Below are 16187 nucleotides of genomic sequence, written 5' to 3'. Positions count from 1 at the left end.
GGCTTCGCCGAGGCGCTCCCCCCTCGCCTCGGCGTCCCCGCGCCTCCGTGTCTCCGTGGGGAGCCGCGAGGGCGTGCTCGAGGTCGCGACGTGACCGAGCCGCCTTTCTTCGTCGTCTGTGTTTCACGGTCGCCGCGCGACGCGCGGCGTTCTGCACCCTTGTCCTTAGCTGCTGGAGCAAGACATGTTTCGAGAACAGTCGGCCCTCAGATTTCGCAGTTGCCTCACGGGTGGTATTGGCGTCGGCCTCCTCGCTGCCGTTCTCGTCGCGGCCTGCGGCGGGGACGATGGAATGCTCGACCCGCGTTGCACCGGCGGAGCGTGCGATATCGAGTGCTCGACCGACGCGGCGTGTCCCTCCGGGTACGCCTGCGGTTCGAGCGGTCGCTGCACGCCGTCGAACGGCGCGCCGGGCGATGACGTGGGCACGGTCTCCCCGGGCGATACGGGCGCTGGTTCGAGCGGCCCGGGCACCACGACCCCGGGCGACGCCTGCGCTTCGTTCTCCGTGGGCTTCGAGCGCGCGGTCCCGAACGTCCTCCTTCTCGTGGACCGGTCGGGGAGCATGCGCGACCCCCTGGAGGGCGACGAGGACGATCCGGACTCCATCCAGCGATGGACGGCCGTGCGCAGCGCGCTCGTGGATCCGGCGAGCGGCCTCGTTCCGTCGCTGCAAGGACAGGTGAACTTCGGCCTCACGATGTACACAACGCCGCCCGACGACGAGGTCGGCGCGACCTGCCCCTGGCTCGTCGAGGTGCCGATCGCGTCGAACAACTACGACCCCATCGCGCAGGCGTATGAACCCGAGGAGATGGCCGAGCGTGACGGCGGCCGCACGCCGACGGGGCAGTCCATCGAGGCCGTGATACCCACGCTCACCTCGCTGGATCCGGTCAGATTCCCGGGCCCGAAGGTCCTGGTGCTCGCGACCGACGGCGAGCCGAACTCCTGCGAGGGCCGTGGCCGGGGCCAGGGCAGCGGCGTCGACGAGCGGGGCCGCGCGGCCTCGGTCGCGGCGGTCCAGCACGCGTTCGAGAGCGACATCGTGGTCTACGTCATCTCGGTCGGGGACGAGGTGGGCATCGATCACCTGCACGAGCTCGCGAACGCCGGGCAGGGCCTGCCGCTCGACGACCCGACCCCTCGTTACTACCCGGCGAACGACGTTTCGGAGCTCAAGGCCGCGTTCGATTCGATCATCGGGAACGTGGTGCGCAAGTGCGTCTTCACGCTCGACGGCAGCGTCCGGGGTGACGGGAGTGCAGGCACCGTCCTGATCGACGGCGCTCGCGTGCCCCTCGACGACGCGAACGGCTGGCGGCTCAACGGCCCGAGCGAGGTGGAGTTCGTCGGCGCAGCCTGCGAGACGGTCAAGTCCGGAGAGCACGAGATCAGCATCACCTTCCCCTGCGACGAGGTGATCCCCGTGCCTCAATGAAGCTCGCGCGCCGCCGCGCCGCGAACGCTGCGCGAGGCGGCGCGCCACGACCACCCTCGCGGGTGGCCTTCTCCCCCTGGCGGCCGAGTGCTCAGCGGGCCTTGAGCCGCTCTATCTCCGCGCGCGCCTGCTCCAGCTGCCTCTCTGTCTCCTCGCGCAGGCGCTGCTCCTCCTCGCGCAAGCGCTGCTCCTCCTCGCGCAGGCGCTGCTCCTCCTCGCGCAGGCGCTGCTCCTCCTCGCGCAGGCGCCGCTCCCTGTCGAGCTCTGCGGCCAGCTCCTCGGCGACGCGCTGCGCTTCCTCCTGGTGGGAGATGACCTGATCGAGCATCCCACCAAGGCGGGCGATCATCTCGTCGGCGTCCTCGAGAGGGGCGTTGCCCGCGAAGAAGCGGAGGCGCGTGCCGTCGAGCAGCAGATCGAGGCCGAGCACCTCGGAGGCGAACCGGCCAGCCTGAGGTACGATGCGCTGGTAGGCGCGTGGGCGTGACGGGTCGCTCTCCTGGGCCGCGGGCAGCCTGTAGGCGTGCAGGCGCAGGCGGGCGCGGTCGAAGAGGAAGTACTCGCGGATGCCGAGCCGGGCGTAGCGGTCGACGTTGAGCTGGTGATCCTTCGTGCGGCTGCCGGCCACGTGGACCTCGATCACGAGATCGAGCCCCTTGCCCTCGTGGTCGACAACCCACCGCATGCGCTCGTGGGGCTCGACGTCGACCACGGCGAGCAGGTCGGGCGCGAACCGCGGCTCGCCGGGGTAGAAGACGGCAAGCTCGGAAGAGAGGTAGATCTTGCGGGCGGTGCGGCGGAAGAAGCCGTCCAGGGCGTCGAGCGCGTCGCGCTTCGCCTTGCGGTGCGCGTCTCCCTCGGGAGGCATGAGCTCCAGCGGGACCTCGGCAGGGAGCATGTCGACGATGCGCGCGCGCTCGGCCGGGGTCATCCGCGCCCACTGCTCGCTCGTCGGCGCGCGCGGGTCCGCGGGGTCGAAGAGATAACCGGCAGGGAGGGCCTGAACCACACGCAAAGCCTAGCTCAACCCACCTCGCTCGGGGAGGCTCTCAGGGCGCCGCGCGCCAAGGTGACCCCTTACGGCCAGGCATCGTCTCGCGTGTGATTTTCAGGGGCGGTCGTCGCTCATCGCCTCAGCGGAGCTCGCGCAGCGCTGCGATGAGCTCCGAGAGCGACGTCGCGTCGCTCCGGTCGAGCGCCACCGAGCCCGCGGCGAGCGCCTCGGCGAGCGCGCGCGAGCCCCCGACCTCCGGCGCGGTGGCGGCGACGGCCGACTCGGCGCGCGCGATCTCCGTCACGAGCGCCCCGATCGCCGCCGGGTCGATCGCCGCGGCCCTCGCCGTCGCGGAGAGCGCGCCCGCGGCGCTCTCGACCTGCTCGACAGAGGCGCGCGCCGAAGCGTGGAGCTCCGCCAGGCGCAGCCGCTCGAGCAGCGCGCCGTACGCCGACTCCATCGCGGCGAGCTCGCGCAACGCGAGCGCCGCCGGGCCCTCCGCCGCCTCTGGATCGGTCGCACCGTCTTCACCGGGCGCACCGGGCACGTCCGGCGCACGCCGCTCCGCGATCTCCACGACCTCGACGCGCGCCGCCCGCACCTCGCCGAGGAACGCCTCGATCGACGCCGACGCCGGCGCGAGCGCGCCCGCGCCCAGGGTCGCGAGCGCCTGCGTGGCCTCGCGCGGCCGCCGCCGCAGCAGCCGCCGGAGCGGCGCGTTGCACGCGATCCGCAGCGCCGCGGCCTCCGCGGCGGCGAGCACCCGCTGGCCCATCGACAGCTTCAGCGAGGCCTCGTCGCATGCGCGCGCGAGGTCCTCGGCGAGCGCGCTCGCCTCCGGTGGCTCCGGAGGCCGCGGCCCGTCCTGCGCGCCGGCGCGCTTCGCCTCGAGCGCGGCGCGCGCGTCGGCCAGCGCGCCCACTGCGGCGCGCAGCCGCGCGACGGCGTCGTCGGCCGCGGCCGTCTCGGCGGCGAGGTCGTCTCCCTCGGCGTACGCGCGCTGGCTCGCCGCGAGCAGCCGGCGCCGCTCGTCGCCCGCCCGCAGCGCCGCGGCGCTCCGGCGGGCCTGCGCCGCCCCGAGCGCAGCCGCGGCGCGCGCGCCGAAGGTCCACGCGCACGCCGCTGTCGCCCCGATCGCGGCCGCGGCGGCGATCCCCACGGCGGCCGTCGGGACGGCCGCGCCCGCGCCCGCGCCCACGCGCAGCCCGACCATCCCGGCCGCGAGCGCGCAGGCCGCCGCGCCCGTGCCGATCGCGCGCGCGCCGCGCTGGCGGGGCGCGGCCTCGAGCGCCGTCACGCCGAGGTAGGCCACCGAGCCGAGCGCCACGAGCAGCAGGACGAGCGACAGCGTCGACGTCAGCGTGACGACGAGCCAGCCGAGCAGCGAGACGTCGATCATGGCAGCGCGCCGCTCGCCAGCGTGACCTCCCGGTCCTTCGCGCCGATCGACCCCGGCGCGCTCGTCACCTGGAACGACGCCCCGTCCCACACGATCGTCGTCACCACGAAGCGCACGTCCCTCCCCGGCGGATCGCTGCGGAACCGGACGCGCCACTCGAGGCGCGCGAGCTCCGAGGCGGGCAGCTGCACCGCCGCGAGCCCGACCGCCGGCGCGAAGGTGCCGTCGCCGAGCGCCGCGTCCACCTGGCCGTCCCGCGCCGCGAGGGCGAGCTCCGCCGCGTAGTCCTCCCAGAGCACGACGCGCAGCGCCCCGGGGCCGCTGAAGAGCTGGAGCTCCTTCAGCTTGCGGGCGAGGCTCTCCGCCTCGGCGCCGGCCGCGGGGCCTGCGCCGCCACCCCCGGCGAGCAGCCGGCCGATGCGCGCCGCCGACAGGAGCCGCGCCCACGCGCGCGGATCGTCGGGCCCCGGCGTGCCCTCCGCGGCGGCGACCTTGCGCTGGATGCGGAGCGCCTCGTCGACGCGCCCGCTGCCCGCGGCGGCCGCGGCGAGCCTCAGCCAGCCCTGGGGCTCGGCCGGCGCGAGGTCCGTGAGCGTCGTGTACTGGCGGTACGCCGCCGCGTACCAGCCGTGCCGGAGGTAGACGTCGCCGAGCATCGCGCGCGACGCGGGGCTCGTCGGATCGAACTCGACGACCTCCGAGTACGTGCGCAGCGCGTCCGCCTCGAAGCCGCTCGACGCGAGCACGTCGCCGAGATCGAGCGCGAGCGCAGGGCTCATGAAGCCGCGGTCGCGCAGCCGCCGCCCGTAGGCGAGCGCCTCGTCCTTCCGGCCCGCCTCCGCGAGCAGGCGCACCCGCCGGATCTCCCCCTCCGGATCGTCGGGCCGGTCGGTGAGCGCCTGCCGCACCAGCGCGAGCCGATCGTCCACCGCCGGGAGCGCCGCGAGCCGCTCGTCGAGGAGCACCCAGCTCGCCCTGGGATCGACGCCCCCGAAGAGCGTGCGCCGCACCGCCGCGGAGATCGCGGGGTCCACGCTCCGCCTGAGGAGCGCGTGCGCGATGAACCGCTGCGCCTCGGGCTCGCCGGCGAACCGGGCGAGCAGCGCCTCGGCGCCGCCCTCGGTGGACACCCTCGCCTGGAGGAGCGAGAGGAGCGCGGCCCTCGATCGCCAGTCCGGCAGCTCGCAGGTCGTGAGCGCGCCCTCGTAGCGCGCGATGAGCTGCTCCGCGGTCGTGGCGCGGGCGAGGCGCTTCGACCAGACGACGATGCGCTCGGCGAGCGGCCGCCGCGCGGTGTCGCTGCACGGCGCCATCGCGACCTGCGGGCGCCTCGGCGGCGGCGAGGTCCGGGAGGCGGGGTGCGCCGCCGCGGGCGCTGCCTTGCGGGCCTTCTCCAGGCGCGGGAGGGCGTCGGACGCCGCGAGCGTACCGCCGCCGCCCGTCGCGCGCTTGAAGCCGGTCGAGCCGATCGCGGCGAGCTCGGACGGCTTGTCGGCCGCTGGTGGGCTCATGGGCGCAGCCAGCGGGCGGGGGGCGGCCGGCTGGTTCGCAGCGGCCTCCTGCTTCAGCCGCAGGGGCTCTTGCTCCGCCTCCTCGGCCGGGCGCGCCGCCGTCGCCTCGGGCGCAGGGGGCGGGGCCGCCAGCGTGGCGCCGGGCGCGGCGACATCCCCCTTGGGGCGCTGGTCCCGCTCGTTGCCCTGCTCCGCGATCGCCGGCGCCATCGCCGGCGCTGGCGCCGCCGCCTGCGCCCTCGCGCCGTAGCCGCCTTCTTTCGCCGAGCTCTCCTCGTAGCTCGGGCTCGACTCGCTCCTCGAGCACCCGGCGGCGACGGCCGCGGAGGGCGGCGCGAGCAGCGCCGCGAACTCGCGCTCTCGCTGGGGCGTGAGCGCCGTCAGCCGCTCGCCCCGGAGCGGCGAGCGCCGCCGCCGGATCCCCTGGTTCACGTAGGCCTGCTCGCTCTCGAGCGCCAGCGTGCTCGTGAACGGCGTGATCAGCCCGTAGTCGAGCCCGAGCTCCACCACCTTGCCCCGGTGCGCCTCGATGTCGTCGCCGTCCGCGAGCAGCCGCCGCATCTTCTCGGCCGCCCAGAAGCGCGGCACCAGCGCCGCGCCGACGCCCCGATCGAGCTCGATGGGGTGCTCGCGGGTGTACTCCTTCCCCGCGAGCCGCCCCTTCACGATCGCCTTCGTGGGCAGCGCGTGGTGCGTGCGCGCGAGCAGCAGCACCTCCTCGCCGCGCGACACCTTGCCGCTCGCGGTGAGCATCGGCTCGTCGAGCCCTGCGCCGAGGTCGATCGCGAGATCGGTGATGGTCGGCGTCTTGATCGCGCCGGCGAGGCGCAGCACCTCGGACGTCGAGCCCTCGGCCTCGTCGATCCGGAACGCCTGTCCTCCCCCGGCGCGCGCGAGCTCGCGGAGCAGCGCGTGGTTCGAGTTCTCGCCGACGCCGACCGTGAAGAAGCGCGCGCGCGAGCCCGTGAGCGAGCGCCGGAGCCGCTCCGCGAGGCGCGCGCCCGTCACCTCGCCGCTCGTCGCGAGCCCGTCGCCGATGTAGATGACCGCCGGCTGCTCCTTGCCGTGCACGCGCCCGAGCGCCGACTCGAACAGCGCGCCGAGGTCGGTCGCGCCCCCCGTCGCGTGCTCGGCCAGCCGCGTGAGCGCGGCGGAGATCTCCTTGTCCGACGCCTCGGCCAGCCCGTCCTTCGGGTGCAGGACCGCCGGCGCCGAGTCGAGCGCGATCAGCGCGAAGTGGTCCGACGGCGACATCGCCCGCAGGATCGCCTCGGCGGCCGCCGCCTTCTGCTGCCGCGCCGACTCGTCGGCCGACGCCGACGTGTCCACCACGACGACCAGGTCGGCGGGCAGCTCCTTGAGCTCGGCCCAGTCCACGTCGGGCACGTACCTGGCCATCACGTAATCCGCGCGGTCCTCGCCCGCGGCGAAGCGCGACACCCGCAGCGGCGACGGCTTGGCCTTGACGGCGGCCTCGAGCTGGAAGTCCGCGCGCGGCTCGTAGCCGCTCCGCCGCATGCTCACCCGCCGCCCGCCGTCCTCGATCACCGCGTCGGCCAGCGTCGCGATCTGCAGCCCCTGGCCGGCCTGGCCGAGATCCACGGAGAGGGAGAACTCGCCGATCTGTACGGGCTCGCTCGCGCGCATCGGGTAAACGTAAGCAAGCTTACCTGATGGCGCGCTGAGCAGCTCCACGTAGCGCAGCACGACGCGCCGGGAGCCGCTGGCGGGCACGGGGAAGATGCGGGCGCGGTAGCTGTGCCCGTCGACCCACTCGAGCAGCGCCGGCTCGTGGCCGGTCTGCACGGCGGTCTGGTACCGCTGGGCCGCTTCCTTCCGCTCGATGACCTCGCCTTCGACGAGCACGCCGTTGGTCTCCACGGCGAACGAGCTCACGATCGCCCGCTCGGGCACGGTGAACCAGTACCAGCCCTCGACCTGGCGTCCGCCCGGGTTCGAGAAGGTCTGGTCCACCTCGGTCTCGGCGATGCCGTCGCGCAGCACGGCCCGCACGGCTTGCCGGCTGATCTCGAGCGTGCGCGCCTGCGTTCCAGGAGCGCCCTGCAGGTCGACGCCGTAGATCCGGCCAGATCCGCTGCCTTCGCCTGCGAGCGGCCGGTGGTCGCCCATGCCTCCGGTCCAGTCCTCCCAGTAGGCGAGCGGCGCCACCTTGGGCGCGGCGCTGCCCGCGACCGTCGCCTGCTCCCCTGCGTGCACCTCGACGCGCCCGCCGGGGGCCGCGACGACGGCGAGCCCGCGCGCCACGTACACGCTCACGGCGTCGCCCGAGCGCCTCATCGACAGGCCGGCGTCGGCCGCCGACACGTTGACGTCCCCGAGCGCGTGCGAGAGCCCGCTGCGCCCTTCGGGCGGCGCGTCGAGCCAGACCTCGCCCTGGGCGATCGAGAGCCCCTCGGCGCGGAGCGCGATCTCCGAGTCGGCGCGGAGGAACACCGCGGAGCCGTCGGCGAGCCGGACGAGCGCCCGCGCGCCCTTTCCGGTCGCGAGCTTCCCCCCGACCGGGACCGGGATCCCGGACACCACCGTCGACTTCCTGTCGTCCTGCGCGCTCAGCGTGACCTCCCCCGAGGACAGCTCGAGCCGCGCGCCGATGGCGCTGGTCTTCTCGGGCTTCGTCTCGTGGCTCAGGACCAGCGCGGTCACGCTGGCGGCGAGCGCGAGCGCCCCGAGCGCGAGCCGGAAGCGCAGGCCGCGCCTGCGGCGCGCAAGCTCAGCCCCTGCCCTCACTGCGCCCTCTTCTGCCGGCGTCTCGGCCGGCTCTACCTGTTCGTGCGACGACATCCAAGACCTCCTCGCCGCGGTGGCCCTCGCCCCCGGGAGCCCAGCGCGGGGCCGCATGCAGACGTCCCATGCCCCCCCGGCGATCTGCCGAAGCGATCGCGCTGGTCATCGTAACGGGAAAGCGCGGACGAAGCGTAGCCCCAAGCCGGAGCGGGACGGCGCGCGGCGCTCATCCGGCTGCCGCCTGGTGTGGGGACGAACTGCGAGCCGCCCAGGCGCAAAGAGAGAGAAAGAGAAGAGGAGAAGGAGAATTGAACGCCAAGGCGCCAAGATGCCAAGAGAAGAAAAAAGCTTGTGAAGGCGCCAGAAGAAGATTGGAACGCTCGCGCGCCGCGGGAGCGAAGGAGGAAAATGATTCTCTCTTGTCTTTTTGCGTCTTTGCGTCTTTGCGCCTTGGCGTTTAAATCTTCCTCTCCATCCGACCGGCGCTTCAGGCCACCTCGCGCCCCGCGGGTCAGGCGTGGCGAGCGCTTTCAGAGGGCAGGGCGGACGCCGGCACGCCGTGGGACCGGCTCAGGGCGCCGGAGGTGGGTAGCCCCGCTCAGGGGTCATCTGTTGCACCCATCGTTCGATCAAGGCGACCCCCTCGGCGTCCACCTGGGTGGTTCCCTGACGCGGCATCGCCGCATCTTCGTTGCGGCGGCGCATGCGCACCAACATCAGGCTGCGCTCGGTGTCGAGCGGGCGAAGATCCACGTAGCTCCCGCCGCCTGGCGGGGGCGGCAACACCGAGAGCGGCGCGTTCGGGCTCGGAGCGCGCTCGAGCCCGGTGACCCACACCGGCGTCTCGAGCACCGAGCCGAGCGCGCCGTGATCGAGCCGCGTGAAAAACCCGCTCTCTTGCGCCAGCGCGCGCGGCGAGTCGTTGTGACAGCTCACCCCGCAGTTCGCGTGCAGATAGCCCAGGGCCGCTTTCTCGACCGCGTCGCCCGGGATCGAGAGCTCGAGCGGATCCGGCGCGCCGGCGTCCTTGTCCTTCCAGGTCACGAGCCCGCGCTCGACCAGATCGCGCCGGGTGAGACCGGTCGCGCCCTCGCCCAGCATCAGCGCGTCCCAGCCCAGGATGAAATCGCGCCGCCCCGAATGGCACTCCTTGCACTCCTCGCGCGAGGGCACGGTGTGCTCGGTGCCGAGGAGCTTCGTGACGCCGTCATTGGTCTGCACCGCGGTCGTCGCGTCGGCGTCCCAGACGTAGGTCGTGTACATCCAGCCGGCCGCCACGCGACGCATCAGCCGCGTCTCGCCGAGCTTCCGGCCGCCTCCGTCCGTGATCAGAAACTCCTTCCAGAACTGCGTGCCGACGGGGTAGCGGAAGTCGTCGGGGTCGGTCACGTCGACCTTCTCGCCGGGCGGGATCCATGCGTAGCGGCGCTTCTCGGCGCCGTCTGCCCAGAGCGAGTACGCCGGCGCGTACTCCATCACGCCGCACGCGAGCGAGCGCCGCTCCCAGTCGCCGTAAAGCCCGGTGCAGCGAAGCTCTCCGGGGAGCACGGCGCCTTCGGGGATCGTGCAGTCGGCCGGCATCACGAAATCGCTGCAGGCGTCGCTCCCCGCGCCGCCGCCGGTTGCTGCCGTGCCGCCGTTCGTCGTGCTCCCTGACGCACCGCCCGTCCCCGCACCCGCGGAATCGGCGCCTCCCGTGGTTGGGGACCCGGCCGTTCCACTCGCCCCTGGCGGTGTCGGCTCATCCCCGCCGCCGCAACCGAGAGCGCCGAGCACCGCGGCTGCCCACCACAGGCGGCATGCGCCGCCAGTCAAGCGAAGGAATCGAACGGAGCCGATCGAAGGAGGGATCATAGGAACGAAGAACCAAGGGTGCATCGTGGCCTAGGGCGCCGGGACCACCTGAGCGAGCGTGTTGCCGTTGATCACCAGGTACATCTCGTGCTCATGGTCCTCGACGATCGACGTGATCGACTCGATCTCGGGCACGCCGTCGCCCCGCAGGAGGAATCCGTTGTTCGGCTGGTTCGGGTCCGGCACGATGTCGATCACGGTGACCTCGGAGGTCTGGTCGCCGCAGTGCACCAGCGCGGCCAGGTTGTCGGCCGACCAGTCGCCGAAGAAGTACACGCCCTGGAGCTCCGGTAACGCCGACCCGCGGTACACGGGCCCCCCCACGATCGCGCCGTAGTCACAGAACGGCGACGTCTTGCACTCGACCCGGATCCCGCTCCCGCCACCGTGCGTCGTGAAATAGATCGGCGGCGTCGGCGTGCTGCCTTCGCGCAGCGCGCGCCCGGCGCAGGTCGCCTCCTCGCCTTCGAAGGCTGCCCACCCGAAGTTCAAGCCCTTCGAACCCGCCGGAGCGACGTTGATCTCCTCGTGGGTGTCCTGACCGACCTCGCCGATGTAGAGGTCGCCCGTGGCCGGGTCCCACGAGAAGCGAAACGGGTTCCTGAGCCCGTAGTGGAACACGCGCGGGTCGCCGTCCGCGACGAACGGGTTGTCCGCTGCGCCGTAGGGCGACTGGCTCTTCGGATCGAAGCGCAGGATCTTGCCGTACGGCTTGGTGATGTTCTGCGGCGAGCCGACGAAGCCTTGATTGTCGTTGCAGCTCCCGCCGCCGTCGCCCATGCCGACGTACAGCATGCCGTCGGGCCCGAACGCCGCGTGGTACCCGTTGTGGATGTTGGCGAACAGGTCGTTCGGCGTCTTGCCCGCGAGGTTCAAGAACTCCCGAACGACCGTCATGTCGGCCTGGTACGGATCCGCGCTCGCGCGGCGGTGCTCGAGCACCAGGTCGCGGTTCGCGCGCGCGCCCGTGGTCGGCGTGACGACCACGTAGAAGAGGCCGCTCGTCGCGTAGTCGGGGGCGAATGCGATCGAGTGCAGCCCGCGCTCGTCATAGGTCGGGTCGAGCTTGATTTCGCTCGAAAGGTCGAAGAATGGCGCAGGCCGCAGCGCGCCCTCGGAGAACACCCAGACCTTTCCGCCCTGGCCTATCAAGTACCAGTCGTCGGAGCCGGGAGCCTGCACCGCCTGCGACACGCCCTGGAGCTGGCTGCTCGACACGATCGCTTTCAACCCGAGCCCGCCGACCACCGGCGCGGCGCTCGCGTCGCATGGCTTGGCGCCGCCCGCGCCGGCCGTTCCAGAGCTGCCGCTCGTGCTCGGCGCCGCGCCGCCCGTGCCGGCGAGCGCGCCGCTGCTGCTCGACGCGCCGCTGCTGCTCGACGCGCCGCCGCTTCCGCCGGAGCTCGAGCTCGAGCCGGCAGAGCCTCCGGACGGCGCTGCGCCGCCGGAAGCCTCCTCCGAGCCTTCGCTCTTGCAGGCCAGGGACGATACCGCGAGCAGACCCACGAGCCACCAGGGGCGAAGGAGCATGGCGCGCATCCTATACCGCTTTATCGATGCGTCCAATGCCGCATCCATTCAACGCAACCCCACGACTCAATACGATCTCACGATATAGCTCCGCCGGCACTGCACACACGCCACCCGCGCGGGTGCCCCTTGTGCTCGAAAGGCTGAGCAAGGAAAGCTTCACCTGCGAGCGCGAGCTGGGATGCCGGGCTTGCCGCAGTGGATGTGGACCATGTTGATGGTGCTCACGTCGATGCCCTCGAGCATCACGCTGTCGCGGACAGTACGAACACCGCCTCTGCGCAATAGGCCGCCAGGCGCGTTCCATCCGGCGACCAGGCGAGGCCTCTGCGCAGCTCGTCGAAATGCGCCCATCGCTCGAGGTCGCCGTCGGCGCGCGGCAGCCTCCGCACCACCCCGTCGCGGCAGGCGGTGGCCAGCTCGCCGTTCACCGACCAGGCCATGGCCTCGATGGTCCGAGGGTGCCCATCGAGCGCGCGCACGCCGTTCTCGTCCTGGACCCACAAGCGATGGTCCTTGCCTTCGGCCGCGACGAAGCGGCCGTCGCGCGAGAAGGTGACGGTCCTCGCCCACGGATCGACGATGCGCGAAGCGCACCTCGCCAGCCGGCTCTCGCCCTCTTCGAACAACGCTTCTCCCCAGGAGGTCCAAAAGAGGGCCTCTCCCGCGCCCGTCCCTTCGGCCTTCACCTCGCCGTCGCGCGCGCCGAGCACTCGGAACATCCCTCCCCAGGAGACCGCGAGGAGCCTCGCGTCCGGCGACCACCGCACCTCGCCGGGGTAGATCGGGTCCTCCTCGAAGCGGGCGCGCTCGACGACACGAACCCGGTTCACATCGGAGAACGCGTCCACGCCGATCACGCGCCGAGATCGCTTCTCTCCACGGCGCCACAGCGTCGCCCCGCTCCCGGCGTCGCAGACGACGACTTCGTCATCCACGAAGGCGATCTGCCGTCCATCGGGCGACCAGGTCACGGCGTCGACGGCGGCCTGCCCGATCGAGGCCCGCCAGATCTCCGCGCCGTCCGCCGCGTGGAGGAGGCGCTGGAGATCGCGGCCGTCGTAGGCGACCGCGAGCGCGCTCCCGTCGGGCGACCAGGCCACCGAGCGCACGCTCTCGCGCGGCTCGCCGAGCACGAGGGCATTCGAGTCCCGCACGCGCACGACCACGAGCCCCTGCCGCCCGAACACGGCCAGCCGCTCTCCGGCCGGATCCCAGGCGAGGACGCCGTCGAGAGCGTCGCAATGGACGGGGAGGCGCAGTGGCTCCGCTTCACGCACGTCGTGTCTCCATCCTCGATATCCGGAGTCGGGGCGGATAGGAAACCGTAGAACTTTCGCCCGAGTCAAGCCCCGCGGGGGCGGCGTCTGGCGAGCCGTTTTTGGTCCATCGGACACCCGCTTGCCCCGTCGCAGGGCAGGGGCGGCGTGCTCCGGGCGCAGCCGTGCCTCGACGACGGCGGCGTGCGCTCGCCATGACGGGGACGGGTCGTGTGCCCAGCTACGCGGCGTCGAACCCGAACGCCATCGGCTCCCACGTCGGGTCGCGTGCGGGTGCTGCCGTTCGCGGGTGTGAGGCGAGGTCGAGATGAACGAGGATGCGGCGCGCGGCCTTTGGGTCCGTGATCGTGGAAAGCGCGCACATCTTCCGTTTACATCTCGGGCATCGCAGAGCATCGAACCCGAAGGCGCGTTTCATGAGCACGGTCCACTCAACCGTCCACCCATTCGACTCGACACCGCAGCTCTGTACACAACGAGCGATGAGCGCGCCGCCCAGCACGGGTCACTCGACGATCGCCCCGTGATCTCAGCTGCTCCACGTTTGCTGCGGAGGAGGCCGGCTGTCATGGTGGATCCCGGGATCGAAGGCGACGTCGAGCGAACGAGGCGTCGAGATGCGATATGGACTTCCAAAGCGCGCAAGCACCTGACTACCAGTCTTTCGTGGAAAACCTCGCGGGGGCGAGCCTCGAAGAGGACATCAAGGAGATCTTCCGACGCAATATCCCGAGCGACGACGCCCTTGCCGGTGGTCTGTTCGAGGCCATCCCCGGGAGGTACGATCCCAAGATCGCGGCGCTCCTCGCCTCGGCGGCCGCGTGGGCGTACTCGGACGCCGACTCCATGGCCAGGATGCTGCGCGTCCGCGGTCTCCCCAACAACAGGACCGTGACCATCCACTGGAACAACGAAGGTGTCTTGGTGGATACCACCGCGCACGTCGTCCAGAGCGGGACCGGGAAGGTCGTAATCCTCTGCTTCAGCGGGACGCGCGTAACCAACCTCGTCCAGGTACTGGCGTCGGCGGACATGAGGTGGGACCCCTTCTTCTCCGCGGGATCGGTGCACGGCGGCTTCTTCCGCGCGTTGCTGGCGCTCTGGCCTTCTCTCAAGATCCTCCTCGATGGCGCCCTGCAGGGACACTCTATCTGCGACATGATACAGATCGACGCCGCCGGGCATCGCTGCCCTACGCGCTTCGACGAGGATGGCGCCGCGCGCCCCGCGCCGTACGCCTCTCGGCCGGAGGGCGGGGGGGCGCTGGAGACGCTCTACATCACCGGGCACAGCTTCGGCGCAGCGCTCGCGGTCCTGGCCGCCGCGGCGATCCATACGGAGCCCGCCCTCGTCGCGCTCAAGGAGAAGCTCGGCGGCGTCTACACGTTCGGGCAGCCGATGGTCGGCGACGAGGTGTTCGCCGCCAAATTCTCCAAGATCTTCGGGGACCGCCTGTTCCGGCACGTCCACAGGAACGACGTGATCCCCCGCCTGCCAGGTCGGATGAATGGACGGTTCGCCCATTTCGGAAACGAGTATCGCTCGTCAGCCACGGGCTGGAAGCTGGCGGGCAAGGGCGCGACGCCACGCCAGACTACGTTCGGGACCATCGCCACGCTGATCGGGATGCTGGGCTGGCTCTTGGATCTGCCAGTGCCTTATTCGATGGAGGATCACATGCCGCTCCAGTACCTGCGCACCTCGATGCGCTCCGCACCTGGCTCCGAGTTCCTCCCCTGAATGGTTACCGTCGAGAGAGACCACATGGATTACGAGAGCGCCAAGGCACGCGACTACACGTTCTTCACGGAGCACTTCAAGGGGCTGGGCCCGAGGGCGCGGAGGGATCTCGAGGACGTTCTCAAGGCAGAGCTCCCCAACGACGAGAGACTCATCCACGACTTGGTGGAGGTGCTGCCGGGGAGTTACGATCAGAAGGCCGCCGCCGTGCTCTCGGCCGCGTCCACCTGGGCGTACTCGGACGCGGACGTCATGGCCCGGATGCTGCGCCTCCGCGGCTTCACCAACAACGAGACCATCTCCATGCGTCTCAGGAACAACGCCCTCCTCCTGGACACCACCGTCCACATCAGTCAAAGCCGCGATGGCGAGCTGGTGTTCGTGTGCTTCGGGGGGACGGACCCGAAGAACATTATCCAGCTCCTCCTCGATGCGAGCGCGAGGAGGGACTCGTACTTCTCCACCGGGGAGGTGCACGGCGGCTTCTTCCGCGCGTTCCTGGCTCTATGGCCCCTTGTGAGGATCCTGCTGCGGGGAGCGCTGCTCGGGTATCCTATTGGCCTCCTGGCGGAGCTCAACAGGGTCGGCCACGGCGTCTCCCTGGCGGAGCCCGGGACGGGGTCGGGTACGGTCCGCGGCTTGGCGCCATTGCACTCCGTGACGCGCGCACCCGAGGTGAGCCCAGCGTCCCCGATGGGCGAGATCCCGAAAGCGTCCGAGGAGAAGCTGAAGGCGCTGTACATCGGCGGGCACAGCCTGGGCGGCGCACTCGCGGTTCTGGCCGCCGCGGAGATCCACCGGGATCCCCTCCTCGCTCCCCTCCAGAGGAAGGTCCGCGGGATCTACACCTTCGGCCAGCCGATGGTTGGCGATGCGGTGTTCGCCCGGACGTGCGACGATCGGTTCGGAGAGAAGCTCTTCCGGCACGTTTACCGGCGCGACGCTGTACCCCAGTTCCCGCCGATCACGATGGGGAGGTTCGCGCACTCCGGGCAGCTCTACACCGCGCCGCCTCTCGACACCGGCTGGGCCTTGCAGCGCGCGCAGGTGAGCGCGAACGGGCTGCTTATCGGCAGCGAGCAAGCGCTCGCAGGGACAGCGGCGCTGGCGCTGGGGGCCTTCGCCTGGCTCAAGGACCAGCTCCCCCTCTTCTCGTGGCTGCCCCTGCCGTACTCGCTGGCGGATCACTCCCCGCTCAACTACCTGCGCACGTCCCTCGAGGTCGTCCCTGGCTCCGAGTTCCGCCCCTGAGCGACCCCGGGCAACGATGGAGTTCCCGGCGGGCTCAAACTCCTCGGTCTTGGTGTGGCTGTCGTCTGCGGCGCCTGGCTCCTCGGGGAAGCTCTGAAGCCCAAGGGGGCCGCTCGCAGCGACTCGCCTCGGAGCCGGAGCTTCTACTCGCCGCCCGAGGACCCCGAGCAGGCGGCGAATCCGGCGGACTGCGAAGCGGCACGTCAAGAACGGGGCCGAGGTCTTCGCGGACATCCCCGGCTGGCCGAGGCCGCTGAAGCTCGACGGCCACATCCCCGACGTCTTCGCCGTCTACTAGGATCGAGAGATCGCGGTGGAGTTCGAGAACAGGAGCTCCGTCGGCCGAGCCCATGCGCGGCGGCAGGACGCAGCTTTCTCGTCCTGGGCCGACCGGGCGGTTGAGCCATGACGAAGAGGAACGCCCGGATCGGTCGCACGGCAG

At 71.7% G+C, this 16187-nt stretch carries 9 protein-coding genes; 3 read left to right on the top strand and 6 right to left on the bottom strand.

Annotated elements, in window-relative coordinates; translation table 11 throughout:
* Window positions 1–292: 292 nt before the first annotated feature.
* Window positions 293–1441, top strand: coding sequence for a vWA domain-containing protein (locus WME79_RS38630; protein WP_437525440.1), 1149 nt, complete (start codon window positions 293–295; stop codon window positions 1439–1441).
* A 91-nt stretch (window positions 1442–1532) separates the two neighbouring features.
* Here WME79_RS38630 and WME79_RS38625 read toward each other — a convergent pair whose 3' ends face one another.
* The 6 genes from WME79_RS38625 to WME79_RS38600 all read right to left on the bottom strand — a co-directional run bounded on the left by WME79_RS38625 (window position 1533) and on the right by WME79_RS38600 (window position 12754).
* A complete protein-coding gene (locus tag WME79_RS38625; protein ID WP_437525439.1) occupies window positions 1533–2450 on the bottom strand; it encodes a Uma2 family endonuclease in 918 nt (305 codons plus the stop codon).
* 124 nt (window positions 2451–2574) lie between these two features.
* The gene (locus WME79_RS38620; RefSeq protein ID WP_437525438.1) at window positions 2575–3834 is read right to left on the bottom strand and encodes a hypothetical protein; all 1260 of its coding nucleotides are present in this window, start codon (window positions 3832–3834) and stop codon (window positions 2575–2577) included.
* The gene (locus WME79_RS38615; RefSeq protein ID WP_437525437.1) at window positions 3831–8147 is read right to left on the bottom strand and encodes a VIT domain-containing protein; all 4317 of its coding nucleotides are present in this window, start codon (window positions 8145–8147) and stop codon (window positions 3831–3833) included. Before WME79_RS38615 ends, WME79_RS38620 begins: the two co-directional genes overlap by 4 nt.
* A gap of 513 nt (window positions 8148–8660) precedes the next feature.
* Entirely contained in the window at window positions 8661–9671 is a 1011-nt protein-coding gene (locus WME79_RS38610; RefSeq protein WP_437525436.1) for a hypothetical protein, read from the bottom strand.
* 303 nt (window positions 9672–9974) lie between these two features.
* The gene (locus WME79_RS38605) at window positions 9975–11474 is read right to left on the bottom strand and encodes a PQQ-dependent sugar dehydrogenase (protein WP_437525435.1); all 1500 of its coding nucleotides are present in this window, start codon (window positions 11472–11474) and stop codon (window positions 9975–9977) included.
* A 245-nt stretch (window positions 11475–11719) separates the two neighbouring features.
* Window positions 11720–12754, bottom strand: a complete 1035-nt coding sequence (locus WME79_RS38600; protein WP_437525434.1) for a WD40 repeat domain-containing protein — start codon at window positions 12752–12754, stop codon at window positions 11720–11722.
* Between the two features lie 624 nt (window positions 12755–13378).
* On the opposite strand from WME79_RS38600, the gene WME79_RS38595 reads away from it, so the two are divergent.
* The gene (locus WME79_RS38595) at window positions 13379–14494 is read left to right on the top strand and encodes a lipase family protein (RefSeq protein ID WP_437525433.1); all 1116 of its coding nucleotides are present in this window, start codon (window positions 13379–13381) and stop codon (window positions 14492–14494) included.
* Window positions 14495–14518: 24 nt separating this feature from the next.
* Window positions 14519–15745: a lipase family protein gene (locus WME79_RS38590; protein WP_437525432.1), complete on the top strand. Its 1227-nt coding sequence runs from the start codon at window positions 14519–14521 to the stop codon at window positions 15743–15745.
* Window positions 15746–16187 lie beyond the last annotated feature (442 nt).

The organism is Sorangium sp. So ce726, assembly GCF_051521405.1.
Taxonomy (GTDB): Bacteria; Myxococcota_A; Polyangia; order Polyangiales; family Polyangiaceae; genus Sorangium.
The sequence above is the reverse complement of the archived record's forward strand: the minus strand, read 5'-3'. Positions and strand labels throughout refer to the sequence as shown.

Excerpts from the sequence above, each read along its gene's own strand:
- WME79_RS38620 (WP_437525438.1), bottom strand. The coding sequence starts at position 3,834 with ATGATCGACGTCTCGCTGCTCGGCTGGCTCGTCGTCACGCTGACGTCG.
- WME79_RS38615 (WP_437525437.1), bottom strand. The coding sequence starts at position 8,147 with ATGTCGTCGCACGAACAGGTAGAGCCGGCCGAGACGCCGGCAGAAGAG.
- WME79_RS38605 (WP_437525435.1), bottom strand. The coding sequence starts at position 11,474 with ATGCTCCTTCGCCCCTGGTGGCTCGTGGGTCTGCTCGCGGTATCGTCC.
- WME79_RS38590 (WP_437525432.1), top strand. The coding sequence starts at position 14,519 with ATGGATTACGAGAGCGCCAAGGCACGCGACTACACGTTCTTCACGGAG.
- WME79_RS38630 (WP_437525440.1), top strand. The coding sequence starts at position 293 with ATGCTCGACCCGCGTTGCACCGGCGGAGCGTGCGATATCGAGTGCTCG.
- WME79_RS38610 (WP_437525436.1), bottom strand. The coding sequence starts at position 9,671 with ATGCCGGCCGACTGCACGATCCCCGAAGGCGCCGTGCTCCCCGGAGAG.
- WME79_RS38595 (WP_437525433.1), top strand. The coding sequence starts at position 13,379 with ATGGACTTCCAAAGCGCGCAAGCACCTGACTACCAGTCTTTCGTGGAA.